Raw genomic sequence first — 26,272 nt, 5'->3', positions numbered from 1 at the left:
CGATGGCGCAATATTGGCTTTGCGGATGCGGCCTGCTCTATAGTCTGCCGCATCGCCCGAACCGGATGACATCAATGGCAGAGTACTCGGCCTTTTCGCTGCTCGCGAACGCGCTCAAGGGAAACAAGGATTGGAAGCCGGCATGGCGCAAGCCTGACCCGAAGGCGTCCTATGACGTCATCATCATCGGTGGCGGCGGTCATGGGCTGGCGACCGCCTATTATCTTGCCAAGGAACACGGCATCACCAATGTCGCCGTTGTGGAAAAGGGCTGGCTCGGTTCCGGCAATGTCGGCCGCAACACCACGGCCGTGCGCTCGAATTATCTGCTGCCTGCCAACACCCGCTTCTACGAACACTCGATGAAGCTGTGGGAGAACCTGTCGCACGAGCTCAACTACAATGTCATGTTCTCGCAGCGCGGCTGCCTGAACCTGGCGCACACGCCGGCCCAATTCGACGACTATGCAAGGCGCGGCAACGCCATGCGCCATCTCGGCGTCGATGCCGAACTGATGACGAAGACTGAGATCAAACGCCTGATTCCGGCGCTCGATATCTCCGACAACGCGCGTTTCCCGGTGGTCGGCGGCCTGATGCAACGCCGCGCCGGCACCGCCCGCCACGATGCGGTGGCCTGGGGCTATGCGCGCGGCGCCGACAGGCGCGGCGTCGACATCATCGAAAATTGCGAGGTCACCGGTTTCCTGCGCGACGGCGACCGCATATCAGGCGTCACCACTTCGCGCGGCGACATCCGCGCTAGGAAGGTGGCCGTGGCGGTCGCCGGCCGCACAGGACGCGTCATGCAGATGGCCGGCATCGAGACGATGCCGATCGAGAGCCATGTGCTGCAGGCCTTCGTCACGGAATCGCTGAAGCCCTTCATCGACACGGTCGTCACCTTCGGCATGGGCCATTTCTACATGTCGCAGTCGGACAAGGGCGGCCTCATCTATGGCGGCGACATCGACGGCTACAACAGCTACGCCCAGCGCGGCAATCTGCCTGTCGTCGACGAGGTGATGAGTGAAATGCTGGCGTTGTTTCCGGGACTCGCGCGCGTGCGCATGCTGCGCTCCTGGGGCGGTGTTTGCGATATGTCGATGGACGGCTCGCCGATCATCACCGCCGGCCCCCTGCCCGGCATGTATCTCAACTGCGGCTGGTGCTATGGCGGCTTCAAGGCGACGCCGGCTTCCGGCTGGTGCTTCGCCTGGACCATCGCCAAGGACCAGCCGCACGACCTCAACGCGCCCTTCACGCTCGACCGCTTCCACCGCGGGCTGGTGATCGACGACAAGGGCCAGGGTGCAAACCCGCGGCTGCATTAGGCAATAGGTAGAGTCCAATGTTGATCACTTGCCCCTATTGCGGCCCGCGCGACGTCATCGAGTTCACCTATCAGGGTGACGGCAATCGTGAGCGTCCCGACCCCGCCTCGCAGAATTTCGAGGCGTGGAACGCCTATGTCTATGACCGGCTGAATCCGGCCGGCGACCACAATGAGATCTGGCAACATTCCGGCGGCTGCCGCGCGCATCTCAAGGTCGTGCGCAACACGCTGACGCATGAGATTTCCAGCGTTGCCTTTGCGCGGGGCGATCATGGGCCGGCCGCGCGCCGCAAGGCGGAGGACAAGGCATGAGCCCGCGCCGTGCCGACACCGGCGGCCGCATCGACCGGCTGAAAACCATCCGCTTCACCTTCGATGGCACGGCCTACACCGGCCATGCCGGCGACACGCTGGCGTCAGCCCTGCTGGCCAAGGGCGTCACGTTGTACGGGCGTTCGTTCAAATACCATCGCCCACGCGGCCTGCTCACCGCAGGCGTCGAGGAACCCAACGCGCTGGTGACGGTGCTGAAGGGCGAGGTTCGCGAGCCCAACATTCCAGCGACCATGGTTGAGATCCATGACGGGCTGGTTGCCATCAGCCAGAACCGCTTTCCCTCGCTTGCCTGGGACATCAACGCCGTCAACCAGCTCGGCGGCAAGATCCTGTCGGCCGGGTTCTACTACAAGACCTTCATGGGACCGGTGTTCGGCCCGCTCAAGGGCACGCGTTTCTGGATGTTCTGCGAACACTTCATCCGCCGCGCAGCCGGTCTCGGCAGTGCCGGATCGGCGAAAGACCCGGCCCGCTACGAACGCATGAACGCCTTTTGCGACGTGCTGGTCGTCGGCTCCGGCCCTGCCGGCCTGATGGCCACCAAGGCCGCCGCCGATCAGGGTGCGCGCGTCATGCTGGCCGATCTCGAGCCGCATTTCGGCGGTTCGGCCAACTGGTCCGAGGAAACGATCGATGGCGCGCCTGCCGCCGATTGGGCGCGGCGCACCGTCGCCCAGCTCGCAGGCCGCGACAATGTCCGGCTTCTGCCGCGCACCACGGTGTGGGGTTACTACGACAACAACACGCTTGCGGCGCTCGAACGGGTCAGCGACCACAAGGAGCACCCCAGCAAGGGCGAGCCGCGCCATCGCTATTGGGCGATCCGCGCCAAATCCGTGGTCCTGGCCACTGGTGCGTTCGAGCGGCCGCTCATCTTCCCCGGCAATGACCGGCCAGGCGTGATGCTGGCGCATGCCGCCGAGCGCTATGCCAACGAATTCGGCGTGCTGCCGGGCGAGCGGATCGCGTTGTTCACCAACAATGACAGCGCCTATCGGGCGGCTGTCGCCTTGAAGAAGGCCGGCGCCGCGGTCGTCGCCATCGCCGATGTCAGGCCGGAACTTTCGCCGGAGATGCGCAAGCTGGCCGCGGAAGCCGAGGCAGAGATCTTTGCCGGCCATGCCGTCGTCGCCACCGAAGGCGGCAAGGCGCTGTCCGGCCTCAAGCTGCAGCGCTTCGACATGGCCAATGGGGCACTCATCGGTGATGCACGCAGTATCCATGCCGATTGCCTGCTGATGTCCGGCGGCTGGTCGCCGACCATCCATCTGGCCAGCCAGGCCGGCGCCAAGGCAGAATGGAACGCCGCGCGGCAGGCTTTCCTGCCGCCAAAGCCGACACAGAGCTGGATCGGCGCAGGCGCCTTCACCGGAAGCTTCTCGACGGCCGAAGCCATCGCCGAAGGCCGCGCCGCCGGCCTCGCCGCCGCAGGCGGGCAGAGCACACCGTCCATGCTGCCGACCGTCGAAGCAGTGCCTGGCGATCCCGACCCCGCCCCGGTGTTCGAGATCAGGGCCAAGGGCAAGAGCTTTGTCGATTTCCAGCACGACGTCACGGCCGAGGACGTGCGGCTGGCTCACCGGGAAGGCTTTGTCTCGGTCGAGCATCTCAAGCGCTACACCACGCTCGGCATGGCGACCGACCAGGGCAAGAGCTCCAACGTGCCTGGCCTTGCCATCATGGCCGAGGCGCTGGGCAAGCCGATCCCCGAGGTCGGCACGACACGCTTCCGGCCGCCCTTTGCTCCGGTGTCGATCGGCTCGCTGGCTGCCGAGCGTTTTGGCGACCTGAAGCCAGAACGATTGACGCCGATGCATGACTGGCATCTGGCCAATGGCGCGACGATGTATTCCGCCGGCCTCTGGTACCGGCCGATGATCTATGGGCTTTCAGGCGAAACGGTCGAGCAGGCCTATGTGCGCGAAGCCAAGGCGACGCGCGAAAGCGCCGGCATCGTCGATGTCTCGACACTGGGTAAGATCGCGGTGCAAGGCCCTGATGCCGCCGCATTCCTCGACCGCGTCTACACCAACATGTTTTCGACGCTGGCCGTCGGCAAGGCCCGCTACGGGCTGATGCTGCGCGAGGACGGCCTCGCCTTCGATGATGGCACCACCTGGCGGCTCGGCGAGCAGGATTTTCTGATGACCACCACCACGGCCAACGCCGGCAAGGTGATGCAGCATCTGGAATATTTCCTCGACGTGATCTGGCCGGAGCTGAAAGTCCACGTCACCTCGGTGACAGACGAATGGGCAGGTGCCGCGATCGGCGGCCCGAAGGCCAGGCAGATCCTCGCCGCCTGTGTCACCGGCACGTCGGTCGACAACGCCACCTTGCCCTTCATGGGCATCGTGCGCGGCGAAATATCAGGCGTGCCGGTGATGATCTGCCGGCTGTCCTTCTCCGGTGAAATGGCCTTCGAGGTCTATTCCGGCGCCGGCCATGGCACCCATGTCTGGGAAGCGCTTATCGAAGCCGGCAAGCCGTTCGGGCTGGTCACCTACGGTCTTGAGGCATTGGGCACCATGCGCATCGAAAAGGGCCATGTCACCGGCGCCGAGATCGACGGCCGCACCACGGCGCGCGACCTGCATCTCGACTGGATGCTGTCGAAGAAGAAGCCGTTCATCGGCTCGGCGATGATGGACCGCGAAGGCTTGATCGCATCGGACCGCCTCGAACTGGTCGGCCTGATCGCCCTCGATAACCGGCCGCTCAACGGTGGCGCCCACATCGTCGAGGAGGTTGACGAAGCCAATCCGCACGACTCCATCGGCCATATCACCGCCTGCTGCTATTCGCCGGCGCTCGGCAGACATATCGCGCTGGCGCTGATCGAGGGCGGCAAGGCACGGCACGGCACGCGCGCCCACGTCTCCGATCCCTTGCGCAACCGGTTCGGACCGGTCGAGATCGTCTCCAACCACTTCTTCGATCCGGACGGGAGCCGCATGCATGGTTGAGCACCAATCCCCGCTTGAGCCGGAATTTCACGTCGGCTCGCACGGCAATTTCGAGCATGGCGTCGAGATCATCCTGACCGAGACGAGGCCGGGCTCGATCGTGCAACTCGCCGCCTGGCCCGGCGAGGAGAAGAGGCTGATCGCAGCCATCCGCACCGTCACCGGGCTGGCGCTTCCCGATGGCGCCGGCGGCGGAGTGAGCGACGGGGTCAAGTCAGTGTTCGGCTTCGCGCCGGGGAAGTTCACCGTTGCCGACGAGGCCGAAGGGCTGGCCGCTGCCTTTGCCAAGGTGGTGACCTCGGCCATCGGCACGGCGACCGATCTCTCGCACGGCCGCACCGCCATCCGCATTGCCGGGCCGAAGGCCGAATGGGTGCTGGCGAAATTCTTCGCCATCGACTTTTCGCTGCCGGCCTTTCCCAATGGTGCCGGCCGCTCGACCGCTCATCACGACGTCTTCGCCCAGATCCAGCGCACCGGCGCCGACCAGTTCGACATCTATGTCTTCCGCTCGTTTGCACGCTCGTTCTGGAAGGCGCTCTGCCACGCCAGCGAGGAAGTCGGCTACGAGGTGCAATAGGCGGCGCCGAACGGTCGCATCGCTCCTGCTTCTGGCATCAACGCCAGCCGTTTCTGCCGCTAGAGAATCAGGCCGCAGGCGCCCATGGTGCGAAAACGCGGCCGCCCAACCCGCCCAGGGATATGAAATCCCTTCTTCAAGAGTCGGCACATTCGTTTGGTTCGAACATCTCCATGACCGCAGAACTATCCGCCGGCGCCACGGACCGCGCCGATGTGCCGGCCAGAGCCTTGCTCCTGCTGCCGCTGACGGTCGCCTGCGGCGTGTTCATGACCAGCCTCGACCAGAATGTCGTGGTGACCGCGCTGCCGGGCATCAGCGAAAGCCTCGGCCGTCCGCCCAGCCAGCTCGGCCTGCTGATCACCGTCTATGTCGCCAGCCTGATCATCTCGATGCCGCTTGGCGGCTGGGCTGCCGACCGCTTCGGCCTGCGCAACGTCTACTGCTTTGCCTTGCTGGTGTTCGCCGCCTCGTCGGCGCTTTGCGGGCTGTCCGACAACATCTGGACGCTGGTTGGTGCGCGTGCGTTGCAAGGCTTCGGCGGCGCCTTGATGGGCACACTCGGCCAGGTCGTCATCCTGTCGACTTTTCCGCGCAGCCGAACGCTCAAGATCAACATGTACATCTCGCTGGCCGGCCAGTCCGGCCCGCTGGTCGGTCCGCTCGTCGGCGGTGCGCTGACCACCTACATTTCCTGGCGCTGGATCTTCTTCATCAACGTGCCGTTCGCGCTGGCGGCGGCAATTCTTGCCGCCTCGCTGTTTCCGACGATGACCAAGCCCGTGCGCACGCCGTTCGATTTTCCGGGCTTCCTGCTGGTCGGCAGCGGCATGGTCCTGCTGGTCTTCGGCATGGATTCGCTTGCCGCCAAGGACGCCGCGGGCGGCATCATCGCCGGCGAACTGGCGCTGGCGCTCGTCATCCTGACCATCGCCTCGTTCTACTGCCTGCGCGTGCGCAATCCGCTGCTCGATCTCAAGCTGTTGCGCATCCGTACCTTCCGCATTTCGTTCCTCACCGGCGGCGGGCTGGACACGATCGGCCTTAGCTCGGTCGTCTTCCTGCTGCCGCTGATGTTCCAGCTCGGCTTCGGCATGAGCGCGGTGCAGGCGGGATCGCTGACCTTCGTCGCCGCGGTCGGCTCGGTGGCCATGCGGTTCTTCATGCCGCGTGTCCTCAACCGTTTCGGCTTTCGCCGCGTGCTGGTCTACAACACGCCCATCGTCGCCGCCCTGGTTGCCGGCTTCGCGCTGATGCAGGCGACGACGCCGGTGTGGATCGTGCTCACTTACATCTTCGTCTTCGGCGTCTTCCGCTCCGCGCAATGGGCCTCGACCGGCAACCTCGCCTATTCCGACATCGCGCCCGAGCAGCTCGCCCGTTTCAGCGCGCTCTATTACATATTATGGCAGCTGGCGGTGGCGATCAGCGTCGGCCTCGCCGCCGCGGCATTGTCGTTTCTGGCGGGCGGCGGCCCCGCCGTCGCCGACGATTTCCGCATCCTGTTCGTGATCGAGGGCGTCATCACGCTCTGCGCGCTGCTCGCCTATCTCAAGCTGACGCCGCAAGACGGCGCCCATGTCAGCGGCCACGGTGCCCAGATGAACACGGAATGAGGCTGGCTGGCTTATTCGCTGAACGTCACCCACTCTTGCAGCGGCACGCGGTCGGTGCGGAAGGCGTTTTCAGGTTTTGACGTATCTTCATAACCAAGCGCCATGCCGCAGACGACGATCTCTTCGTCGGGAATGTCGAGCACCGGCCTGATCTGCCGGTGATAGGGCGCGAACGCCGCTTGCGGGCAGGTATGCAAACCCCTGCCCCGCGCCGCCACCATGATGTTCTGCAGGAACATGCCGTAGTCGATCCATGAGCCCTGGTTGAGGCGGCGATCGATGGTGAAGATCATGCCGACCGGCGCGTCGAAGAAGACGAAGTTGCGGTCGTGCTGGGCGCGCATCTTGTCGACCTCGCGGCGACCGATGCCGAGCGCGCCATAGAGGCCGAAACCGTTGGCGCGACGTCGCGTCAGGTACGGCTCGAAGAACTGCGTGGGATAATACCGGTACTCGTCCCAATCGGCTTTTTCGGCGCGAATGCCGGAATTGAGAATGGCGTCCGATATCCGCTGCTTGCTCTCGCCCTTGGTGACATAGACCTTCCATGGCTGCATGTTGGTGCCGGATGGGGCGCGCGCCGCAACCGCCAGAATGGCGCGGATGGTGTCGTCTTCGACCATGTCGGGCAGGAATGCGCGCACCGAACGGCGCGACAGGATCGCCTCGTCGACAATCTCGGCATCGCCCTCGATTCGGGGGTTATTTTCCAGCATGGGCCGTCCCTTACCCTTTGTCTCGATCGGACGTCCCCACTCGCCGCTCTCGGCGGAGCCTTTGCATGAACCGTCAAAATCGCGCAAGCAAATCTTGTGCATCCGTGAAAATCTGCTTGATTTTTTCATGAGTTTGATTTCTCATGAAATTTGCCGGTGATTTTTCATAAAGAGAGCGTTTTGCCTTCGACTACCGCAAGAACATTGCAGGGACCTGACGAACGCGTGCTGGCCGGCGACATCAGGGCCCTGCGCAAGGCGCGCGGGCTGACGCTCGCCGAGATCGGCCTGAAGCTAGGCCGTTCGGTCGGCTGGGTCAGCCAGGTCGAGCGTGGCCTGTCGACGCCGTCGCTCGGTGACCTCAGAGCCTTCGCCGAACTGTTCGGCGTGCCGATCAGCCTGTTCTTCAGCCATGACGTACCTGTCGAAAGCGAGCGCGGCGTGGTCGTGCGCGCCGGCAGGCGCCGCACGCTTGGCACAAGCGAATCCGGCCTGGTGGAGGAGCTTCTGTCGCCCGATCTCGGCGGTAGCTTCGAGATGGTGCGTTCGGTCTTCGCGCCGGGCGCGGAACTGAAGGCCGAGGCGCAGCGGCCGACCGAGGAAGCCGGATACGTCGCGTCCGGACTGTTCGACATCGAGATCGGAGGTGTCTGGCATCGGCTTGGCGAGGGCGACTCCTTTCGCTTCGAAGGCAAGCCCTACCGCTGGCGCAATCCGGGTGCCGAGCCGGCAATTGTCATCTGGGTGGTTTCACCACCCGTCTATTGAGTTCAAGTTTGGAGAAGAACATGGCGGGTTTGCCGAGCACGGCGCGCGTGGTGATCATCGGAGGCGGCGCCGTCGGCACCTCCGCGCTCTATCATCTCGCCAAGGCGGGCTGGACCGACTGCGTGCTGCTCGAGAAGAACGAGCTGACCTCCGGCTCGACCTGGCATGCCGCCGGCAACGTGCCGACCTTCTCCTCGTCCTGGTCGCTGATGAACATGCAGCGCTATTCGACCGAGCTTTATCGCGGGCTGGCCGACGCGGTCGACTACCCCATGAACTATCACGTCACCGGCTCGCTTCGCCTTGCCCACTCGCTCGAGCGCATGCAGGAATTCCAGCGCGCCAAGGGCATGGGCCTCTACCAGGGTATGGACATAGACATTGTCGGTGTCGACGAGATCCAGCGTCGCTATCCCTTCATCGAGACGCATGAGCTGAAAGGCGCGCTCTACGACCCGAGCGACGGCGACATCGATCCGGCGCAACTCACCCAGGCGCTGGCCAAGGGTGCGCGCGACATGGGCGCGAAGATCATCCGCTTCTGCCCGGTCACAGGCGTGCGCCGCGAGAACGACGAGTGGGTGGTCGAGACGGCACAGGGCGAGATCCGCTGCGAGATCGTCGTCAATGCCGCCGGCTACCGCGCCGCCGAAGTCGGCCGGATGTTCGGCCGCGACGTGCCGATGATGGTGATGAGCCATCAGTACATCCTGTTCGAGGAGATCCCCGAACTCGCGGCATGGTCGAAGGAACAAGGCAAGAAGCTGCCGCTGCTGCGCGACGTCGACACCTCCTACTACCTGCGCCAGGAGAAGAACGGCATGAATCTCGGCCCCTATGAGCGCAATTGCCGCGCGCATTGGGCCAGCCACAATGACCCGATGCCGGAGGACTTTTCCTTCCAGCTGTTCCCCGACGATCTCGACCGGCTGGAACATTATCTGGCCGACGCCGTCGCCCGCGTGCCGATCCTTGGCACGGCCGGCCTGTCCAAGGTGATCAACGGGCCGATCCCCTACACGCCGGACGGCAATCCGCTGATCGGCCCGATGCCTGGCGTTCCCAATGCCTTCGAGGCCTGCGTCTTCACCTTCGGCATCGCCCAGGGTGGCGGCGCCGGCAAGGTGCTGGCCGAATGGGTGACCGAGGGCCGGACCGAATGGGACATGTGGTCGTGCGACCCGCGCCGCTTCACTTCCTATGCCGCGGCGCCGGACTATTGCGTCGCCAAGGGCATGGAGATCTACGGCAACGAATACGCCATCCAGTTCCCGCGCCATGCCTGGCCGGAAGGCCGCGACCGCAAGCTGTCGCCGATCCACGATCGCATCAAGGCGCTCGGTGGCCGCTTCGATGCCTATAATGGCTGGGAGCGCGCCACCTGGTACGCGCAGGACGGCGATGACATTTCCGAGGAAGCCACGCTGACCTTCCGCCGCGACGGGCCATGGCAGCATCGTGTGCGCGAAGAATGCCTGGCCGTGCGTGACGCTGCCGGCATTTTGGACCTGCCTGGGTTCTCGCGCTTCAATCTCGATGGTCCAGGTGCCGCCGAATGGCTGAGCCTGCAGGTCACCGGACTGGTGCCGAAGCCAGGCCGCATCGGTCTCGTCTATTTCGCCGACGACAAGGGCCGCATCGTCACTGAAATGTCCGTCGTGCGTCACGACGAGAACCTGATGACGCTGATCACCGCGGCGGTCGCGCAGTGGCATGATTTCGAATGGCTGAAGTCGCGCATGCCCAAGGACGCACCGTTCAAGCTGATCGACCGGACCGAGGAATTCTCGACCCAGATCCTGGCAGGCCCGAACTCGCGAAAAATCCTCGCCGATGTCTGCGAAGCCGACCTCACTCTGCCATGGCTGACGCATCAGGAGACGAAGATCGCCGGCCGCTGGGCCAAACTCGTGCGCGTCTCCTTCGCCGGCGAACTCGGCTGGGAAATCCACACCAGGATCGACGACACCGCCGCCATCTTCGATGCCGTCTGCGCCGCAGGCCAGCAGCACGGGCTGAAGCCTTTCGGCATGTACGCGCTGGATTCGCTCCGGCTTGAGAAAGGCTACCGCACCTGGAAAGGCGATCTGTCGACCGACTATTCGATCCTGCAGGGCGGGCTCGAACGCTTCGTCAAATGGGACAAGCCCGACTTCCGTGGCAAGGCGGCACTGCTGAACGAAAAGCAGCAAGGCGTGAAGAAGCGCTTCGTTACGCTGGTGGTGGAAAACCCCGGCGATTGCGACGCTCCGTCAGTTTCTACACTCTGGCATGACGGCAAGATCGTCGGCGAGACGACGTCCGGCGGCTGGGGCCATCGCATCGACAAGTCGATCGCGCTCGGCATGCTGCGCGCCGACCTGGCCGAACCAGGTACATCAGTCGAGGTCGAAATCTTCGGTGACCGCTTTCAGGCAATCGTGCAGAAGGATGAACCGCTGTGGGATCCGAAGAACGAAAGGCTGCGCGCATGAAGAAAATCATCCTCACCGATGGCGGCATGGGCCAGGAACTGGTCCGCCGCAGCCAATCCGAGCCGACGCCGCTATGGTCGGCCAGGGTGCTGATCGACGAACCGGATCTGGTGCGCGACCTGCACACGGAATTCATCCGTGCCGGCGCACGTGTCATCACCATCAACACCTATTCTGCGACACCCGAACGCCTGGCGCGCGAAGGTGCGGAAGACCTCTTCAAGCCATTGCAGAAGCGCGGCATCGAATTGGCCAGGCAGGCCCGCGACGAGGCCGGCGATGCATCCATCGCCGGTTGCCTGTCGCCGCTTTTCGGCAGCTATGCACCGGCACTGACCATTTCCTTCGAGGAGACGCTCGATATTTACCGCCGCATCGTTGCCGAGCAGGCCGATGGCGTCGACCTGTTCCTGTGTGAAACCATGGCGTCGGCGGACGAAGCCCGCGCAGCGGTCACCGCTGCATCGGAAAGCGGCAAGCCGGTATGGGTATCGTGGACGCTGGCTGACCACGGCAAGCCGCGCCTGCGCAGCGGCGAAGCCATTGCCACCGCGGCAAGCGCGCTCGACGGCCTGGCAGTCGCAGCGCGGCTGGTCAATTGCTGCCGGCCGGAAGCAATCGCCGCGGCTTTGCCTGAACTGATCGACCTCGGCGGCCCGGTCGGCGCATATGCCAATGGCTTCACGTCAACCGAAGCACTTAAGCACGGCGGCACCGTCGATGTACTGCACGCTCGTCACGACCTTGGCCCGGATGCCTATGCCGACCAGGCGATCGGCTGGGTGGAGGCTGGCGCAAGCATCGTTGGCGGCTGCTGCGAAGTCGGACCACCGCACATCGCCGCCCTGCGCGACCGGCTCGAACAGGCCGGCTACGAAATTTCGGGAGTTTTGCATGCCTAGACCATCATCGCGCATTTCCGGCATCGTGCCTTCGGGCAAGGACGGCTGGGAAGTCCATTTCGCCGCCTGGACGCGCAAGGAGGCCGGCGAAGACATCATCATGCTGTCGGTTGGCGACCATGATTTCGACACGCCTTCGCAGACCATCGAAGCCTGTGTGACCGCGGTTCGCGGCAGCAATCATCATTACACCCCGCTTCCCGGCTTGCCGCGCCTGCGCAAGGCGATGGCCGCGGCCTCGAGCGCCTGCACCGGCGTCGAGACATCGCCGGATCAGGTGATCGCCACGCCGGGCGGCCAGGCCGCACTCTACGCGGCCGTGCAGGGCGTGCTCGACCAAGGCGATCACGCCATCGTCGTGGCGCCCTATTATGCCACCTATCCCAACACGTTCAGCGCCGCTGGCGCTGATTTCACCGTCGTCGAGACACCGGCCGAGGATGGCTTCCAGCCGCGAGCCGACATGATCCGCGCGGCAATCCGGCCGAACACGCGCGCCATCCTGATCAACACGCCGAACAATCCGACCGGTGCGGTCTATTCGCGCGAGCGGCTGGAACAATTGGCAGAAGTCTGCCGGGAGCACGACCTCTGGCTGCTGTCGGACGAAGTCTACTGGACGCTCGGCGGCGGCGAGCACGTCTCGCCGCGCTCGCTGCCAGGAATGGCCGAGCGCACGCTGGTCATCAATTCGATGTCCAAGAGCCACGGCATGACCGGCTGGCGCATGGGCTGGCTGACGGGACCGGAGCAGATGATCACGCTCATGATCAATCTCAATCTGGTGACGACCTACGGCCTGCCGGCCTTCATCTCGATCGCTTGTTCCGAGGCGCTGGAGAACCGTTACGGCGTCAAGGAGATCGCCGAACGCTACGCGGCACGCCGCACCGTCTTGCTCGACGCCGTGCGGGGCATGAACGATGTCACCGTGCGCGGTTCGGAGGGCGGCATGTATGTCATGCTCGACATCTCGGCCGTCGAGCCGGACGACGAGAAATTCGCCTGGGCCCTGCTCGACAAGGAAAAGGTTGGCGTGATGCCCGGCTCCAGCTTCGGCGAGGCGGCCGCCGGCCACATTCGCATCAGCCTCTGCCAACCCGAACCGGTGCTGCAGGAAGCTGCACTTCGTCTGCGCCGCTTTGCTTCCAGCTACCGTCGCGAGGCAGCATGACCGTCAAGGCAGTTCCCGCCAAAGCAAGAGCGGTCATCATCGGCGGCGGCGTTTCCGGCTGTTCGGTCGCCTATCACCTGGCCAAGCTTGGCTGGACCGACATCGTGCTTCTCGAACGCAAGCAGCTGACGTCGGGCACGACATGGCATGCTGCCGGCCTGATCGGCCAGCTGCGCGGTTCGCAGAACATGACGCGGCTGGCGAAATATTCCGCCGACCTCTACGTCAAGCTGGAAGCAGAGACCGAGGTCGGCACCGGCATGCGCCAGGTCGGTTCGATCACCGTGGCGCTGACCGAGGAGCGCAAGCACGAGATCTACAGGCAAGCGTCGCTGGCGCGTGCCTTCGATGTCGACGTGCGCGAGATTTCGCCAAGGGAAGTCAGCGAGATGTACCCGCATCTCAATGTTTCCGATGTCGTCGGCGCCGTGCATCTGCCGCTCGACGGCCAGTGCGACCCCGCCAACATCGCCATGGCACTGGCCAAGGGCGCGCGCCAGCGCGGTGCGACCATCGTCGAGAACGTCAAGGTCACCAAGGTCCACAGCAAGGCCGGCCGCGTCACGGGCGTGTCCTGGACACAAGGCGAAGAGCAAGGCACGATCGAGGCCGACATCGTCGTCAACTGCGCCGGCATGTGGGCGCGCGAACTGGGAGCGCAGAACGGCGTCGCCATCCCGCTGCACGCCTGCGAGCATTTTTACCTCGTCACCGAGCCGATCCCCGGCCTCACCCGCCTGCCGGTGCTGCGTGTGCCCGACGAGTGTGCCTACTACAAGGAGGACGCCGGCAAGATGATGCTGGGCGCCTTCGAGCCGGTGGCAAAGCCCTGGGGCATGGACGGCATCCGTGAAGATTTCTGCTTCGACCAACTGCCGGAGGATATGGAGCATTTCGAGCCGATCCTCGAAATGGGCGTCAACCGCATGCCGATGCTGGCGACCGCCGGCATCCACACCTTCTTCAATGGTCCCGAGAGTTTTACGCCTGACGACCGCTACTATCTCGGCGAGGCGCCGGAACTGTCCGGCTACTGGATGGCGACCGGCTACAATTCGATCGGCATCGTCTCCTCCGGTGGCGCCGGCATGGCGCTGGCGCAGTGGATCAATGACGGCGAAGCCCCCTTCGACCTGTGGGAAGTAGACATCCGCCGCGCCCAGCCGTTCCAGAAGAACCGCCGCTACCTCAAGGAGCGCGTCTCCGAAACGCTTGGCCTGCTCTATGCCGACCATTTCCCCTATCGTCAGATGGCGACGTCGCGCAATGTCAGGCGCTCGCCGCTGCACGAGCATCTGAAGGCGCGCGGCGCTGTCTTCGGCGAAGTCGCCGGCTGGGAGCGCGCCAACTGGTTCGCCCGCGAGGGCCAGGAGCGCGAATACCGCTATTCCTGGAAGCGCCAGAACTGGTTCGACAACCAGCGCGAGGAACACCTTGCGGTCAGGAATGGCGTCGGCCTGTTCGACATGACCTCGTTCGGCAAGATCCGTGTCGAGGGCCGCGACGCCTGTGCTTTCCTGCAAAGACTATGCGCCAACGACATGGATGTCGCGCCGGGCAAGATCGTCTACACCCAGATGCTCAACCAGCGCGGCGGCATCGAGAGTGACCTGACGGTCTCGCGGTTGTCCGAGACGGCGTTCTTTCTCGTCGTCCCAGGCGCCACGCTGCAGCGCGATCTGGCTTGGCTGCGCAAGCACGTCGCCGACGAGTTCGTCGTCGTCACCGACGTAACGGCGGCCGAAAGCGTGCTCTGCCTGATGGGCCCGGACGCGAGAAAGCTGATCCAGAAGGTCAGCCCGAACGATTTCTCCAATGAGAAAAATCCGTTCGGCACGTTCCAGGAAATCGAAATCGGCATGGGCCTGGCCCGCGCCCACCGCGTCACCTATGTCGGCGAACTCGGCTGGGAGCTCTATGTCTCGACCGACCAGGCGGCCCATGTCTTCGAGGTGGTCGAGGAGGCAGGTGTGGATGTCGGCCTGAAACTCTGCGGCCTGCACACGCTGGATTCCTGCCGCATCGAAAAAGCGTTCCGGCATTTCGGCCATGACATCACGGACGAGGACAATGTGCTGGAAGCCGGCCTCGGCTTCGCGGTGAAGACCGCCAAGGGCGACTTCATCGGCCGTGACGCGGTGCTGCGCAAGAAGGAAGCCGGCCTGTCACGCCGGCTCGTACAGTTCCGGCTGAAGGATCCGGAACCCCTGCTCTTCCACAACGAGGCGATCCTGCGCGACGGTAAGATCGTTGGTCCGATAACGTCTGGCAATTACGGCCATCACCTCGGCGGCGCCGTCGGGCTGGGCTATGTGCCTTGCGAGGGCGAGAGCGAGGCGGATGTGCTGGCGTCGTCCTATGAGATCGAAATCGCCGGCGAGCGTTTTGCGGCGGAAGCCTCGCTGAAGCCGATGTACGATCCGAAATCGGAGCGGACGAGGATGTAGTGCCTTCTCGCCTCCCCCTTTGTGGGGGAAGGAAGGGAAAGTCGCCCTCTCAAAACCTTTCCAGCTTCCCTCGCACCTTCGCCAGAAACGCCGCCCTTGTCGCCGGCGTCGAGGCATCCATCAAATAGTGCGCCAGGAAAAACGTCCGGCAGCGCGTCGCGCACAGCGCCCGCATGCCGCGCAGCAGGGTCTTGCGTCCCGGCTGGCCGACGACGACGCTCCACCAGGTCGGCGCGCCGCAGGTGGTGATGACGCCGACCTTGGTTACATGCGTCATCAGCGACTTGATCCGTCCCTTGCCGGCCGGCAGCTTGAAGGCGACGTCCGTCGCCCACACCCGGTCGAGCCAGCCCTTCAGCATCGCCGGCAGTCCGTACCACCAGGTCGGATAGACGAACAGGATCGCTTCGGCCCAGTTGAGCAGTTCGAAATGCGGCTTCAGTGCCGGGTCCTGCGGCGCCTGGTCATTGTAGGAGCGCCGCTCGTCGCAGCCCATCACCGGGTCGAATTTCTCCGCATAGAGGTCGAGCAGCCGCACCTCCCAGCCTCGTCGCATCAGCACGTCGATGGCAGTGTCGCGGATGGCGGCGCAAAAGCTCTCGGGTACCGGATGGCAGTAGACCACCAGCGCGCGCATCAGAAGGCATCCATGCTGGCCGCGACCTTGGTCGTGAAAGCCTTGCGCGAGCCGTCGGTAGACAGGTTCATCGCGTAGTGCGCGAGGTAGGTCACCGGCGCGCCCGGTTTGACGGTGGCGCGCAGCATCCGCTTGATCAGCCTGCGCGGCGGATCGCCCATCAGCAGGGCGCGGAACCGGCTGCCGCCATAGGTGGTCACCGCCGCAACCTTGCGAATGTTGTGCAGCGACGGCTGCGCCTTGCCGTCGACCAATTTGAACGACACGCCGGGCAAGAACACGCGATCGAAAAAGCCTTTCAGGATCGCTGGAAAGCCATAGTTCCAGACGGGATAGGAAAGCACCAGCGCATCGGCGCGCAGCAGGCGCTCGACATAAGGCGCGACAGCGTCGGCGGGGCCACGTGGGTTGTGGTAGTCCAGCCGCTCCTGGCGCGTCAGTCGCGGATCGAAACCCTCGGCATAGAGATCGCAGTCGTCGACCGTATGGCCCGCCGCCGTCAGGCGCTCGACGATCATCCGGTGCAGGCCGGCATTGAAGCTGGTCTCGACCGGATGGGCGTAGAGGACGAGGATGTTCATCATCCTACCTTCTGCAGCCCCTTGAACAAAAAAGTCCGCCCGGAACGGTAGTCGTAGTCCGGGTTTTCCCAGGCGATCATCTTGCCGGGGTTGAGGAGCCCTTGCGGATCGGTCTCGCGCTTGAAGGCGAGTTGCACCGCGTCGGTCTGCTTCATGCCGCCCTCTTCCAGCGTGTAGCGATGCGGGTTGAAGATCGGGCAACCGTTCGCTTCATGCAGGCGCACGATCTCGTCGAGCCGCGCCTCGGTCGTGAACTTGACCAGCGGCAGGCCGAAGCAGGTAATGTTGCCGTCCAGCCGCACGAATTCCAGATGCGAGAAAACCTCGCCCGGAAACATCGCATCCATCTTCTCGACAAGCGCCAGCTGGTTGGGAAAGGGATAGAGCGACTGCAGATAGGTGATCGAAGGGTCGACGCGCAGCGCCCTCAGCGTGGTGTGGTTCCAAGCCAATTCATAGGCCGGCGGCAGGCCTTTTTTCTCATCCGGCGTCGCCGTGGCCGCATTGTAGATCACCTCGCCGCCGGCACGCCGGGTGAAGGCAAGAAAAGCGTCCAGCCCATGCTGCGCCACCATGACGAGGCAAATGCTCTGCCCGTCGCTCAGGAATTTCTGGTGCCGCTTGAAATAGAGCTGCGGCACGGGTGCGGCGATCGGTGTGATCAGCTTGGTCAGGATGCCGTCCTGACACGCCAGCGCATTGCCATAGCGGGCCGCATCCATGAAAGCGTCGAAGCCGACAATGACGTCGATCCAGTCATAAGCCGCGGTCAGCGGCATCTCGACTTCCGATATGATGCCGTTGGTGCCGTAGGCATGGGTCACCTTGTGCAGATCCGCGCCGGTGAGCTCGAGCGCTTTCGGCTCGGCCTCCATGGTCACCACGCGCAGCCGAAGCACGTTGCCGAAATCGCGCAACCCGCCGAAATTGATCGAGCCGACGCCGCCCGAACCGCCGGCGATGAAGCCGCCAATCGAGGCTGTGTTGTAGGTGGAGGGCGATAGCCGCAGTTCCTGCCCGGAATGCGCCCGCGTTGCCTTGTCGATATCGGCCAGGATCGCCCCCGGCCCGGTCACGACGCGACCCGGAGCGATCGACTTGATCTCGTTCATCTCGGCAAGGTTGAGCACGACGCCGCCGGAGAGCGGCATCGCCTGGCCGTAATTACCGGTGCCGCTGCCGCGCGGTGTCACCGGCACGCCATGACGATGACAGGCGGCAAGCACGCGGATCAGTTCGGCCTCGTTCTTCGGCGTCACGATCAGGTCGCCGGTGACATGGTCGAGCTGCTGCTTCAGCACCGGGCTGTACCAGTAGAAGTCACGGCTCTTCTGCTGGACGATGGCCGGATTGTCGTCGACCTTCAGGCCTTCGAGATCGCGTTTGAGCGCCGAAACATCCATCATTCCACCATCAGTTCGTCGAGTTCGGCATAATCTGGCAATTGGCGGTCGATCGCCTTGCCGCCGCGCACCACGATGCGATCCGATTCGGACCGCGACAGCAATTCCGTCCAGCTTCGGCCTTTGAACACGATGAAATCAGCATCACCGCCGGCAGCCAGCGTGCCGAAGCCGTCGAGCCGCATCACCTTGGCCGGCGTCGCGGTGACCGCTTGCGGCCAGTCGGCGACCGGATGATCGAAATGCAGGATGCGCGTCGCCATGCGGTAGACCTCCAGCATGTCGAGATCGCCATAGGCATAGAAGGGATCACGCGTGTTGTCGGAAGCAACCGCCACCGGAATGCCCCTCGCCTTCATCTCGTGCAGCAGCGTCACGCCACGCCAGCGTGGCGTGGTGCCGTCGGCGCGCCGGTCCTGCAGATAGAGATTGCACATCGGCAGCGAGACGACGGCGAGCCCCGCTTTCGCCACCTTGTCCAGCGTGTCGAGCACGTCGAGATCCGGCTGGCGCGCCAGCGAGCAGCAATGGCCGACGAGGATCTTTCCTTCGAAACCGTTCCACAGAACGGCCTCGGCGATCTTCTTCAGCGATATGGCGGAAATGTCGTTGGTCTCGTCGGCATGGAAATCGAGATCGAGGCCATGCTTGATGGCCTGCGCGAAGACGTGGTCGAGCAGCTCTTCGAGGTCCGGCGCCATATAGGTGACGACACCGAGCACGCCCTTTGCCGCGGCAACCCTCTTTGCCAGCCTGTCGAACCACTTTTTGTCGCGCACGCCTTCGATGCCGAGCAGGCAGGCGCCCTGCAACTCGATGCGGCCGCGCCATTCCTCGCGCATCGCCTCGAACACCGGCCAGGAGATTTCCTCCTGCGGCGCGACGCTGTCGATGTGGGTGCGCAGCGCCCTTGTGCCATGGGCGTAGGCGCAGCGCAGCGAGAAATCCATCCGCCGCGCCAAATCCTCGGCGCTCCAGCGTGCCACACGATCGGCACCGGCGGCATTCAGCGCGCCCATGAACGTGCCGTCGGGATTGGGCTTTCGCGGCCAGATATGGCCCTTGTCGATATGCGTGTGGCAGTCGACGAAGCACGGCAGGATTATACGGCCGCCCAGGTCGACCGCATCAGCGGATCGGCCATGCGCGGTGATGCTGGAAATCTTCCCGTCGGCCACAGCGATGTCGGCAAGCCCGAAGCCGTCAGCATCGAAGGGCGCGGAAAGGCGTGGCGTCAGTGAGCGATGAAGGCGAACATTGGCGAGATGGTAAGAGCCGGAGGTTGGTATCAAGCGTTGCCCCCCTCTGCCCTGCCGGGCATCTCCCGCTCAAGGGGGGAGATTGGCAGCGTTGGTGCCGGCTCATTTTTTTCAATGTTGGAGATCGGCGAAGATCGTGACAGCGGCCAATCTCCCCACTTGAGGGGGAGATGTCCGGCAGGACAGAGGGGGGCGCCTCGCACCAACATATCAATCACGTCACACACCCTAGCGCTCCTGCTTCAGCGCGCTTTCATGCCAGCGCCGCAAGATGAGATGCGATATCAGCGACAGCACGAGGAAGATCAAAATGCCGGTCAGCGAGATCAGGAACAGCGCCGCGAACAGCCGCGGCGCGTTGAGCCGGTAGCCGGCCTCGATGATGCGCGAGGCAAGGCCGGACGACTGGCCGGTGGTACCGGCAACGAACTCGGCCACCACGGCGCCGATCAGCGACAGGCCGCCGGCGATCTTCAACCCGCCGAGGAAATAGGGCATCGCCGCCGGCAGCCTGAGATAGCGCAATTGCTGCCATCGCGTCGCGCCGTTGAGCTTGAACATGTCGCGCAGATTGCGGTCGACGGAGTTGAGGCCGAGCGTGGTGTTGGACAGGATCGGAAAGAAGGCGACGATCCAGGCGCACAGCAGAAGCTTGGTCGTCTGGTCGTTCACATAGATGTTGATCAGCGGAAAGATCGCCACGATCGGCGTCACCTGCAGCACGATGGCGAAGGGGAAGAACGACATCTCGACCCATTTCGACTGCGCGAACAGCACCGCCAGCCCGACCCCGCCTATGACCGCCAGAGCCAAGCTGAGAAAGGTGATGCGCAAGGTGACCAGCAGCGAGGAAAACAGCAGGCCGGCATCGTTGTAGAGCGTCCACAGCACCACGCCGGGACGCGGCAGGATGTATTGCGGGATCTCGTTCCACACGCAGATGCGATCCCACAGCCAGATCGCCAGGATCATGATCGCCAGCGGCAGCACCCAGCGGCCGATCCGTTCGAACCGCGCCTGGCGCACGCGGCGTGCTTCCTCGGGATCGAGTTGGAGCATCCGCTCGTCAATGGCCGTCATAATGCGCGCCTGCTGTTGAGTTGATGGCCTTGACCAGCACGTCGGAGGCCTGACGGCACAGTGCCGCATAGTCTGGCGAGGTGCGAAACGCCTCGTCGCGCGGATAGGAGGCCTCGATGGCGAGTTCGTCGAACACCCTGCCCGGCCGCGCCGCCATGACGACGACGCGGTTGGACAGGAACACGCTTTCGAAGACACTGTGGGTGACGAAGACGACGGTGAACCGTTCGTCCTGCCACAGTTCCAGGAGATCGTTGTTGAGCTTGAAGCGGGTGATCTCGTCGAGTGCCGCGAACGGTTCGTCCATCAGCAGTACGCGCGGTTTTGTCACCATGGCGCGCGCTATGGATACGCGCATCTTCATGCCGCCTGACAGTTCGCGCGGCACCGCGTTTTCGAAGCCGGTCAGGTGAACCCGCGCCAACATCTCCGTTATCGCCGCTGTCGCCTTGGCGCGCGAAATGCCTTTCAGCCGAAGCGGTAGCCAGACATTGTCGAAAACATTGGCCCAGGGCAGCAGCGTCGGCTCCTGGAAGACGAAGCCGATGTTCGAGCGGTCGAGCGAGCCGCCACCGCGCCAATCGAGCACGCCGGAAGTTGGCGTCGACAGGCCGGCGATCAGCCGCAGCGCCGTCGACTTGCCGCAACCCGACGGCCCGAGCAGGCTGACGAAATCGCCTTCCCGGATGGTCAGGTCGACGTCGCTGAGCGCCGTCACGCCGTTGGAGAACACCTTGCCGACGCCCTTCAGCGCCAGGAGCGTCGGGGCCGCACCCGACGCAGCCGGCGCTTGCGCCACTTTTTCCCTTATCATTCCGGGGCGGCCTATTTCTTCAGCTCGAGCCCGACGCCTTTGTTGATGAAGGTCAGCGTGTAGGCCTTCTTGATGTCGATGCCGGCTGGCGTGACCTTGGCCTTGACCATCTTGTCGTAGAAACTCTTGATCCGCGCGTCGGTCATGGCGCCGATGCCGAGCTTTTCGGTGTCGCCGGAATCGGCCAGGCCGAACTTCTTCATCTGCTCGATCGAGAACGCGATCTGCTCGTCGCTCATGTCGGGATTGTCTTTCTTGATCATGTCGTTGGCGGCTTTGTTGTCGCCGTAGAGATATTTGTACCAGCCCTTGGCCGAGCCATCGACGAAGCACTGGACCACCTCCGGCTTCTTGTCGATCGTGTCCTGCATCACCTCGATCGTCGTCGAATAAGTGTCCCAGCCATAGTCGGCGAGCAGGAACTGGTTCGGCACGAAGCCGCCTTCCTTCTGGACCGCGAACGGCTCTGAGGTGACATAGCCCTGCTGGATCGACTTCTTGTTGGCGAGGAAGGGAGCGGTGTTGTAGGTGTAGGGCGCGCGTTTGGAGGCGTCGAAGCCGAGTTCGATGACCATCCACTGGAAGAAGGTCTGCACGCCCTCGTCGCCCAATATGTACTGGTCGGCGTTCTTCAGGTCCTCCCATTTGTCGAGCCCCTCGCCGGGGTGGGACATGATGACCTGCGGGTCCTTCTGGAAATCCGCCGCCACCACGCGCATCGGTATGCCTTGCTGGACCGCATCGAAGGCCGACAGCAGATTGCCGCCCATGTAGAAATCGATCTTGCCGGCCAGCAGCATCGGCCGGCCGCTGACTTGCGGACCGCCCTGCATGATGGTGACGTCGAGGCCGCAGGCGGCGTAGGTGCCGTCCGCCACGGACTGGTAATATCCGCCATGTTCCGGCTCGGCCAACCAGTTGGTGCCGAAGGTGACTTTCTCATTCGCAGCCGCACCCAGCGTGCTGGCTGTAAGCAGGGCCACAACCGCCACCGAGATCTTCTGTTTTCCGTACATCGACACCACCCTCTGTTTGCTCCGGCGCGCCACGCGCCAGGCTCGACACCAAAGATTCAAGAAGCAAGACACATGCCACCGGCGTCTGGCGCCGGGACCGCCCGCTTGAAAGACGTTGCCATGCCAAGCGCGAACGGGTCATGCTGTACGGAAGGCATCGTGCCTATTTTTTGAACGGCTGTCCACAATCGCCCGGGCAACATGCACCGCCATCTTGAAGGTGTAATGAGTCCGGCTTTAGGTGGCGGCATCCAGGAGATTGCCATGTTCAAATTCCTCACCCCGAAGTCCATCAAGCCGCCCTTTGCCCGCTATAGTCACGGCGTCGAGGTGCCGGCCGGCAAGCGGCTTGTGCTGTGCTCGGGCCAGGTCGCCATCACCGCCGACGACCTGATTCCCGAAGACGCCGGAGCGCAGGCCGAACTCTGCTTTCAAAACATCGCGGCGATTCTCAGCGAAGCCGGCCTGGGTCTCAGGGATATCGTGCGCATCAACGCCTATGTCACCGACCGCGCGCATCTGCGGCCCTATATGGACGTCCGCGACCGGCTGTTTTCGAGCCCCGCGCCAGCGTCGACATTGATGATCGTTTCCGGCTTTGCCCGGCCCGAATTCAAGGTCGAAATCGAGGCCATCGCGGCGGGGTGATCGACAGGCCGCCCGTCCCGCGCTAGGTCTGCCTGACCATTGAAGAGGCATGACATGACCGTACCCAAAAGACGCGTGTGGTGGGGCGACTACCGGACCACCGAATACGCCTCGATCGATCCCGAGGCGACCATCGCCGTGCTGCCAGTGGCGGCGATCGAGCAGCATGGGCCGCATCTGCCTGTTTCGACCGACATGTCGATCATGAACGGCATGCTCGACACGGTCATTTCGCGCCTGCCCGACGATCTCGACATCCGCATCCTGCCGGTGCAGGCCGTGGGCAAGTCCAACGAACACCTGCATGCGCCCGGCACCCTCACTCTGCCGGCAACCACGCTGATCGAAGCCTGGACCGAGCTTGGCCTGTCGATCGCGCGCGCCGGTGTGCGCAAGCTGATCGTGGTCAATTCGCATGGCGGCAACGAGGAGATCATGGGCATCGTCACGCGCGAATTGCGCGTGCGCGAAAAGATGCTGGCGGTGAAGACCAGCTGGCAGCGTTTTGGCCGTCCGGCCGGCATGTATACCGAACTGGAGGACCGTCACGGCATCCATGGCGGCGATGTCGAGACCTCGCTGATGCTGCATTTCCGGCCGGACCTCGTGGACATGGGCAAATCAGACAATTTCGTTTCCAATGTCGCCAAGGCCGAAAAGGAATTTTCGCTGCTGCGCCACACCGGCACCCACGCCTTCGCCTGGATCGCCAGCGATCTCAACCCGAACGGCGTCGTCGGCGACGCCAGCATCGCGACGGCGGAGAAGGGCCGGCTGACGGCAGAATATCAGGCCGACGGCTTCATCAGCCTGCTGCAAGATGTGCGCAAGGCGAAGCTCGCGGAGTGGTTGACGTAGCCTCCAAACCAGTGGCAAGCGCTGTCATCGCTATTCCAGATCCTCTTGAACAAACGAGGCGATGGAGGAGGCGGATCAGACGAACAACGATATGGGGGCAAAGCTAGCTGTCGATCCTCAGCGCAAAGGGCGTGCCTTCAAAGGCGTCCGTGCCGCGCCCGATCGATTCGATCGCCTCGACCATGCGGCCGTTGCGCTCAAGCAACGCATCGGCCACGGCGATCAGTCGCGGATTGGGCGTTGCCGAAGGCGACAGCGCCCGCAGCGTCCGCGCCAATTCGGCCTCGTCACGCTTCGGCGCCAGTGCTGCCGCGATGATATAGGCCGAAGCCGTCGAGCGGCTGATGCCGGCATAGCAATGCACGAGCATCGGCCTTGCCCGGTCCCACCGGCGCGCGAAATCGAGCAGATTGCGGACATGATCTTCGCCCGGCATGGTCATGCCGTCCTGCGCCACCGCGATGTCGTGCATGACCAGATGCAGGTGGTTTTCCCTCGAGATCGAGGCCGGCCGCACCACCTCCGTTCCGGCGGCGAGCAGCGAAAGCATGCGGTCGGCGCCGGTCCTGGCCACCGTTTCCTCGATCTTTGCCAGCGAGCAGACATGGATCATTGTTTGGAACCCTTCGATTGATGCTTGCGCCGCGACGCCCATTCGGCAAGTGCGGATTCGAGCCGCTGCCATTCCTCCTCACTGCCCGGCAGGCCGGTGCGCAGAACGTCAGGCCGGTCGGCAAAATGGCGAAGCAGGATGCCGCGCTCGCCGAGCGCTGCAAACAAATCGGCGGCATTGGTCAGACTGAGGAAACGATACAGTGTGGTTCCGCCCGCAACAGGAACGCCGAAGCGGCCGAAAAGCGCATCGAGACGCGCCGATTCACCGGCCAACGACGCCCGCATCACGTCCTGCCACCCGATGTCGGCAAGCGCGCGGACGCCATATTCCAGCGCCGGGCCGGCGACGGCCCATGGTCCGAACTGCGTATCCAGCCGGTCGACCGTCGCAGTATCGGAAAGTGCAAAGCCGAGCCGCAGCCCGGCCAGGCCAAAGAACTTGCCGAACGAGCGCAGCACGACGAGGCCGCCCTGACCGACATCGCCCGCGAGGCTGTGCTGACGCGGGCCGACATCCATGAACGCCTCGTCGACGACCAGCAGTCCGCCCTTGGCGCGCAATCCGGCGGCCAGAGCCAGCAACCGGTCGCGCTCTATGACACGTCCATCCGGATTGTTCGGATTGACGATGATGACGAGGTCGGCGTCCGCCAACGCTTCGAAATTATCGACCTCGGTCACCTGATGCCCGGCGATCGCGGCAGCGCGGGCATGTTCGGCGTAGGTCGGACCCAGCACCAGCGCCTTGCCGGGCGAAATGAGCGACGCAACGCGCGGCAACAGGATCTGCGTGCCCGGCGCCCCCACGACGTTGGCTGGCGACGGCGCGCCGTAGGTGCTGGCCGCGATCTCTGTCAGGTCGCGTGTGCGCGCGGCTTCCGGCAACCGCGACAGCGAGGTGGCGGGCAGGTCGAAAAGCGGGTAGGAGTGCGGATTGATACCGGTCGAGAGGTCGACGAAAGGCAGCAGGGCGTTGGGGAAAAGCACCCTCGCGCGGCCAAGACTTCCACCATGGTCCACAACCGCCCCATTAAGAAGCTTCATGTCAGTCCTGATCGCTTTCCTGTCATTGGTCGTCGAATTCGCCCTCGGTTACCCCGACTGGCTGTTTCGCGCCATCGGCCATCCGGTGACGTGGTTCGGCAGGCTGATATCCTTTCTCGACCGCAGGCTCAACCGCGCCACTGATCCCGACGCGCTGCGTCGCAAGCGCGGTGTCCAGGCGCTGCTGGTCATCGTGCTGGTGCCGGCGATAGTCGGCCTGGGCGTACAGATCCTGTTCTGGTTCGTTCCCATGGGCTTGGTCATCACGGCCCTTCTGGCAACGTCGCTGCTGTCGCAGAAGAGCCTCTATGAGCATGTCGAGGCGGTGGCTGACGCCCTCGACACCGGCGGCCTCGCCTTGGCCCGCCTTGCCGTTTCGCGGATCGTCGGTCGCGACCCTGAAACGCTCGACCGGGCCGGTGTCTGCCGCGCGGCGATCGAGAGCCTGGCCGAGAATTTTTCCGACGGCATCGTCGCCCCTGCCTTCTGGACCGGCGTCGGCGGCCTGGCCGGCGGCGCCGCCTACAAGGCCGCCAACACCGCCGATTCGATGATCGGCCACCGCACCCCGCGCCACGAGGCGTTCGGCTGGGCGGCGGCGCGGTTCGACGACTGGATCAACCTGCCGGCGTCGCGGCTGACGGCGCTTCTGATCGTGCTGGCGGCGTTCTTCGTCAAAGGCGCTGATGCGAAAAAAGCCTGGCATGCGGTGCGGCGCGACGCGAAAAAACACCGCTCGCCCAATGCCGGCTGGCCGGAAGCGGCGATGGCCGGTGCGCTCGGCCTGGCGCTCGCCGGCCCGCGCTTCTATGGCGGCGTGCTGGTCGACGACGTCTTCATGGGCGAAGGTGGGCGGCGTGAAGCCGACAGCCTCGACATCAGGCAGGCGCTGAAACTCTATCGCGTCGCCGACTATCTGCTGATCGCTCTGTTCGGGTTGGTTTCGGTCGTTGTCATCGTTGTGACCTAACCTCACCCTCCCCCGTCTGGGGAGGTTGAGGA

General features: G+C 64.0%; 23 protein-coding genes. 13 read left to right on the top strand and 10 right to left on the bottom strand.

The features are described 5' to 3' along the window. Positions 1 to 74 precede the first annotated feature (74 nt). The 5 genes from RPF88_RS04990 (at position 75) to RPF88_RS04970 (ending at position 6,834) form a co-directional block, all read left to right on the top strand. Positions 75 to 1,334: a sarcosine oxidase subunit beta gene (locus RPF88_RS04990; protein WP_337121838.1), complete on the top strand. Its 1,260-nt coding sequence runs from the start codon at positions 75 to 77 to the stop codon at positions 1,332 to 1,334. Between the two features lie 17 nt (positions 1,335 to 1,351). Beyond that, positions 1,352 to 1,648, top strand: a complete 297-nt coding sequence (locus tag RPF88_RS04985; RefSeq protein WP_027160522.1) for a sarcosine oxidase subunit delta — start codon at positions 1,352 to 1,354, stop codon at positions 1,646 to 1,648. Then, positions 1,645 to 4,638 carry a sarcosine oxidase subunit alpha gene (locus tag RPF88_RS04980; RefSeq protein WP_337121837.1) on the top strand — a complete coding sequence of 998 codons (2,994 nt, stop codon included), beginning with the start codon at positions 1,645 to 1,647 and terminating at the stop codon, positions 4,636 to 4,638. Before RPF88_RS04985 ends, RPF88_RS04980 begins: the two co-directional genes overlap by 4 nt. After that, entirely contained in the window at positions 4,631 to 5,218 is a 588-nt protein-coding gene (locus RPF88_RS04975; RefSeq protein ID WP_337121835.1) for a sarcosine oxidase subunit gamma, read from the top strand. The genes RPF88_RS04980 and RPF88_RS04975 overlap by 8 nt, the downstream gene beginning before the upstream one ends. Before the next feature lie 173 nt (positions 5,219 to 5,391). Then, positions 5,392 to 6,834, top strand: coding sequence for an MFS transporter (locus tag RPF88_RS04970; protein WP_027160524.1), 1,443 nt, complete (start codon positions 5,392 to 5,394; stop codon positions 6,832 to 6,834). 11 nt (positions 6,835 to 6,845) lie between these two features. On the opposite strand, the gene RPF88_RS04965 is transcribed toward RPF88_RS04970, so the two are convergent. Further along, on the bottom strand, positions 6,846 to 7,550 hold the full coding sequence (locus RPF88_RS04965) for a nitroreductase (protein WP_063170259.1): 705 nt from the start codon (positions 7,548 to 7,550) through the stop codon (positions 6,846 to 6,848). Between the two features lie 180 nt (positions 7,551 to 7,730). On the opposite strand from RPF88_RS04965, the gene RPF88_RS04960 reads away from it, so the two are divergent. From RPF88_RS04960 to RPF88_RS04940, 5 genes are read left to right on the top strand one after another with little or no spacing between them, the layout of a single operon-like run. Further along, entirely contained in the window at positions 7,731 to 8,318 is a 588-nt protein-coding gene (locus tag RPF88_RS04960; protein WP_263485021.1) for a helix-turn-helix domain-containing protein, read from the top strand. A gap of 20 nt (positions 8,319 to 8,338) precedes the next feature. Then, complete coding sequence (locus tag RPF88_RS04955) at positions 8,339 to 10,792, top strand: GcvT family protein (protein WP_337121833.1); 2,454 nt, start codon at positions 8,339 to 8,341, stop codon at positions 10,790 to 10,792. After that, positions 10,789 to 11,694 (top strand): homocysteine S-methyltransferase family protein, encoded by a 906-nt coding sequence (locus RPF88_RS04950; protein WP_337121832.1) that lies wholly within the window; start codon positions 10,789 to 10,791, stop codon positions 11,692 to 11,694. Before RPF88_RS04955 ends, RPF88_RS04950 begins: the two co-directional genes overlap by 4 nt. Next, on the top strand, positions 11,687 to 12,868 hold the full coding sequence (locus tag RPF88_RS04945) for a pyridoxal phosphate-dependent aminotransferase (protein WP_063172401.1): 1,182 nt from the start codon (positions 11,687 to 11,689) through the stop codon (positions 12,866 to 12,868). The genes RPF88_RS04950 and RPF88_RS04945 overlap by 8 nt, the downstream gene beginning before the upstream one ends. Further along, entirely contained in the window at positions 12,865 to 15,315 is a 2,451-nt protein-coding gene (locus RPF88_RS04940; RefSeq protein WP_337121831.1) for a GcvT family protein, read from the top strand. The genes RPF88_RS04945 and RPF88_RS04940 overlap by 4 nt, the downstream gene beginning before the upstream one ends. A 49-nt stretch (positions 15,316 to 15,364) precedes the next feature. Here RPF88_RS04940 and RPF88_RS04935 read toward each other — a convergent pair whose 3' ends face one another. The 7 genes from RPF88_RS04935 to RPF88_RS04905 all read right to left on the bottom strand — a co-directional run bounded on the left by RPF88_RS04935 (position 15,365) and on the right by RPF88_RS04905 (position 22,105). Beyond that, a complete protein-coding gene (locus tag RPF88_RS04935; protein ID WP_024501339.1) occupies positions 15,365 to 15,952 on the bottom strand; it encodes an NAD(P)H-dependent oxidoreductase in 588 nt (195 codons plus the stop codon). Then, positions 15,952 to 16,533 (bottom strand): NAD(P)H-dependent oxidoreductase, encoded by a 582-nt coding sequence (locus tag RPF88_RS04930; protein WP_224621741.1) that lies wholly within the window; start codon positions 16,531 to 16,533, stop codon positions 15,952 to 15,954. Before RPF88_RS04930 ends, RPF88_RS04935 begins: the two co-directional genes overlap by 1 nt. Beyond that, complete coding sequence (locus RPF88_RS04925; protein WP_127369199.1) at positions 16,533 to 17,936, bottom strand: FAD-binding oxidoreductase; 1,404 nt, start codon at positions 17,934 to 17,936, stop codon at positions 16,533 to 16,535. Before RPF88_RS04925 ends, RPF88_RS04930 begins: the two co-directional genes overlap by 1 nt. Continuing rightward, positions 17,936 to 19,228 (bottom strand): cytosine deaminase, encoded by a 1,293-nt coding sequence (locus tag RPF88_RS04920; protein WP_337121829.1) that lies wholly within the window; start codon positions 19,226 to 19,228, stop codon positions 17,936 to 17,938. Before RPF88_RS04920 ends, RPF88_RS04925 begins: the two co-directional genes overlap by 1 nt. A 195-nt stretch (positions 19,229 to 19,423) precedes the next feature. Then, positions 19,424 to 20,275, bottom strand: coding sequence for an ABC transporter permease (locus RPF88_RS04915; protein WP_013531128.1), 852 nt, complete (start codon positions 20,273 to 20,275; stop codon positions 19,424 to 19,426). Further along, positions 20,262 to 21,089, bottom strand: a complete 828-nt coding sequence (locus tag RPF88_RS04910) for an ABC transporter ATP-binding protein (RefSeq protein ID WP_337121827.1) — start codon at positions 21,087 to 21,089, stop codon at positions 20,262 to 20,264. Before RPF88_RS04910 ends, RPF88_RS04915 begins: the two co-directional genes overlap by 14 nt. A gap of 11 nt (positions 21,090 to 21,100) precedes the next feature. Then, positions 21,101 to 22,105, bottom strand: a complete 1,005-nt coding sequence (locus RPF88_RS04905) for an ABC transporter substrate-binding protein (RefSeq protein WP_063172407.1) — start codon at positions 22,103 to 22,105, stop codon at positions 21,101 to 21,103. Between the two features lie 264 nt (positions 22,106 to 22,369). On the opposite strand from RPF88_RS04905, the gene RPF88_RS04900 reads away from it, so the two are divergent. After that, entirely contained in the window at positions 22,370 to 22,753 is a 384-nt protein-coding gene (locus RPF88_RS04900; RefSeq protein ID WP_337121825.1) for a RidA family protein, read from the top strand. Between the two features lie 54 nt (positions 22,754 to 22,807). After that, a complete protein-coding gene (locus RPF88_RS04895; protein WP_337121824.1) occupies positions 22,808 to 23,611 on the top strand; it encodes a creatininase family protein in 804 nt (267 codons plus the stop codon). Positions 23,612 to 23,714: 103 nt separating this feature from the next. Here RPF88_RS04895 and RPF88_RS04890 read toward each other — a convergent pair whose 3' ends face one another. Next, a complete protein-coding gene (locus RPF88_RS04890) occupies positions 23,715 to 24,224 on the bottom strand; it encodes a tyrosine phosphatase family protein (RefSeq protein WP_337121822.1) in 510 nt (169 codons plus the stop codon). After that, entirely contained in the window at positions 24,221 to 25,270 is a 1,050-nt protein-coding gene (gene cobD / locus RPF88_RS04885) for a threonine-phosphate decarboxylase CobD (RefSeq protein ID WP_337121821.1), read from the bottom strand. The genes RPF88_RS04890 and cobD overlap by 4 nt, the downstream gene beginning before the upstream one ends. Between cobD and cbiB the strand changes: the two genes are divergently transcribed. Next, on the top strand, positions 25,269 to 26,240 hold the full coding sequence (cbiB, locus tag RPF88_RS04880; protein WP_063172409.1) for an adenosylcobinamide-phosphate synthase CbiB: 972 nt from the start codon (positions 25,269 to 25,271) through the stop codon (positions 26,238 to 26,240). The genes cobD and cbiB overlap by 2 nt on opposite strands. Positions 26,241 to 26,272: the final 32 nt, after the last annotated feature.

The sequence above is a fragment of the Mesorhizobium sp. ISC11 genome, assembly GCF_037162595.1.
Taxonomy (GTDB): domain Bacteria; phylum Pseudomonadota; class Alphaproteobacteria; order Rhizobiales; family Rhizobiaceae; genus Mesorhizobium; species Mesorhizobium ciceri.
The sequence above is the reverse complement of the archived record's forward strand: the minus strand, read 5'-3'. Positions and strand labels throughout refer to the sequence as shown.

Excerpts from the sequence above, each read along its gene's own strand:
- RPF88_RS04925 (WP_127369199.1), bottom strand. The coding sequence starts at position 17,936 with ATGGATGTTTCGGCGCTCAAACGCGATCTCGAAGGCCTGAAGGTCGAC.
- RPF88_RS04985 (WP_027160522.1), top strand. The coding sequence starts at position 1,352 with ATGTTGATCACTTGCCCCTATTGCGGCCCGCGCGACGTCATCGAGTTC.
- RPF88_RS04940 (WP_337121831.1), top strand. The coding sequence starts at position 12,865 with ATGACCGTCAAGGCAGTTCCCGCCAAAGCAAGAGCGGTCATCATCGGC.
- RPF88_RS04935 (WP_024501339.1), bottom strand. The coding sequence starts at position 15,952 with ATGCGCGCGCTGGTGGTCTACTGCCATCCGGTACCCGAGAGCTTTTGC.
- cobD (WP_337121821.1), bottom strand. The coding sequence starts at position 25,270 with ATGAAGCTTCTTAATGGGGCGGTTGTGGACCATGGTGGAAGTCTTGGC.
- RPF88_RS04980 (WP_337121837.1), top strand. The coding sequence starts at position 1,645 with ATGAGCCCGCGCCGTGCCGACACCGGCGGCCGCATCGACCGGCTGAAA.
- RPF88_RS04930 (WP_224621741.1), bottom strand. The coding sequence starts at position 16,533 with ATGAACATCCTCGTCCTCTACGCCCATCCGGTCGAGACCAGCTTCAAT.
- RPF88_RS04975 (WP_337121835.1), top strand. The coding sequence starts at position 4,631 with ATGGTTGAGCACCAATCCCCGCTTGAGCCGGAATTTCACGTCGGCTCG.
- RPF88_RS04970 (WP_027160524.1), top strand. The coding sequence starts at position 5,392 with ATGACCGCAGAACTATCCGCCGGCGCCACGGACCGCGCCGATGTGCCG.
- RPF88_RS04990 (WP_337121838.1), top strand. The coding sequence starts at position 75 with ATGGCAGAGTACTCGGCCTTTTCGCTGCTCGCGAACGCGCTCAAGGGA.
- RPF88_RS04895 (WP_337121824.1), top strand. The coding sequence starts at position 22,808 with ATGACCGTACCCAAAAGACGCGTGTGGTGGGGCGACTACCGGACCACC.
- RPF88_RS04945 (WP_063172401.1), top strand. The coding sequence starts at position 11,687 with ATGCCTAGACCATCATCGCGCATTTCCGGCATCGTGCCTTCGGGCAAG.
- RPF88_RS04890 (WP_337121822.1), bottom strand. The coding sequence starts at position 24,224 with ATGATCCATGTCTGCTCGCTGGCAAAGATCGAGGAAACGGTGGCCAGG.
- RPF88_RS04905 (WP_063172407.1), bottom strand. The coding sequence starts at position 22,105 with ATGTACGGAAAACAGAAGATCTCGGTGGCGGTTGTGGCCCTGCTTACA.
- RPF88_RS04955 (WP_337121833.1), top strand. The coding sequence starts at position 8,339 with ATGGCGGGTTTGCCGAGCACGGCGCGCGTGGTGATCATCGGAGGCGGC.
- RPF88_RS04965 (WP_063170259.1), bottom strand. The coding sequence starts at position 7,550 with ATGCTGGAAAATAACCCCCGAATCGAGGGCGATGCCGAGATTGTCGAC.
- RPF88_RS04950 (WP_337121832.1), top strand. The coding sequence starts at position 10,789 with ATGAAGAAAATCATCCTCACCGATGGCGGCATGGGCCAGGAACTGGTC.
- RPF88_RS04910 (WP_337121827.1), bottom strand. The coding sequence starts at position 21,089 with ATGATAAGGGAAAAAGTGGCGCAAGCGCCGGCTGCGTCGGGTGCGGCC.
- cbiB (WP_063172409.1), top strand. The coding sequence starts at position 25,269 with ATGTCAGTCCTGATCGCTTTCCTGTCATTGGTCGTCGAATTCGCCCTC.
- RPF88_RS04900 (WP_337121825.1), top strand. The coding sequence starts at position 22,370 with ATGTTCAAATTCCTCACCCCGAAGTCCATCAAGCCGCCCTTTGCCCGC.
- RPF88_RS04915 (WP_013531128.1), bottom strand. The coding sequence starts at position 20,275 with ATGACGGCCATTGACGAGCGGATGCTCCAACTCGATCCCGAGGAAGCA.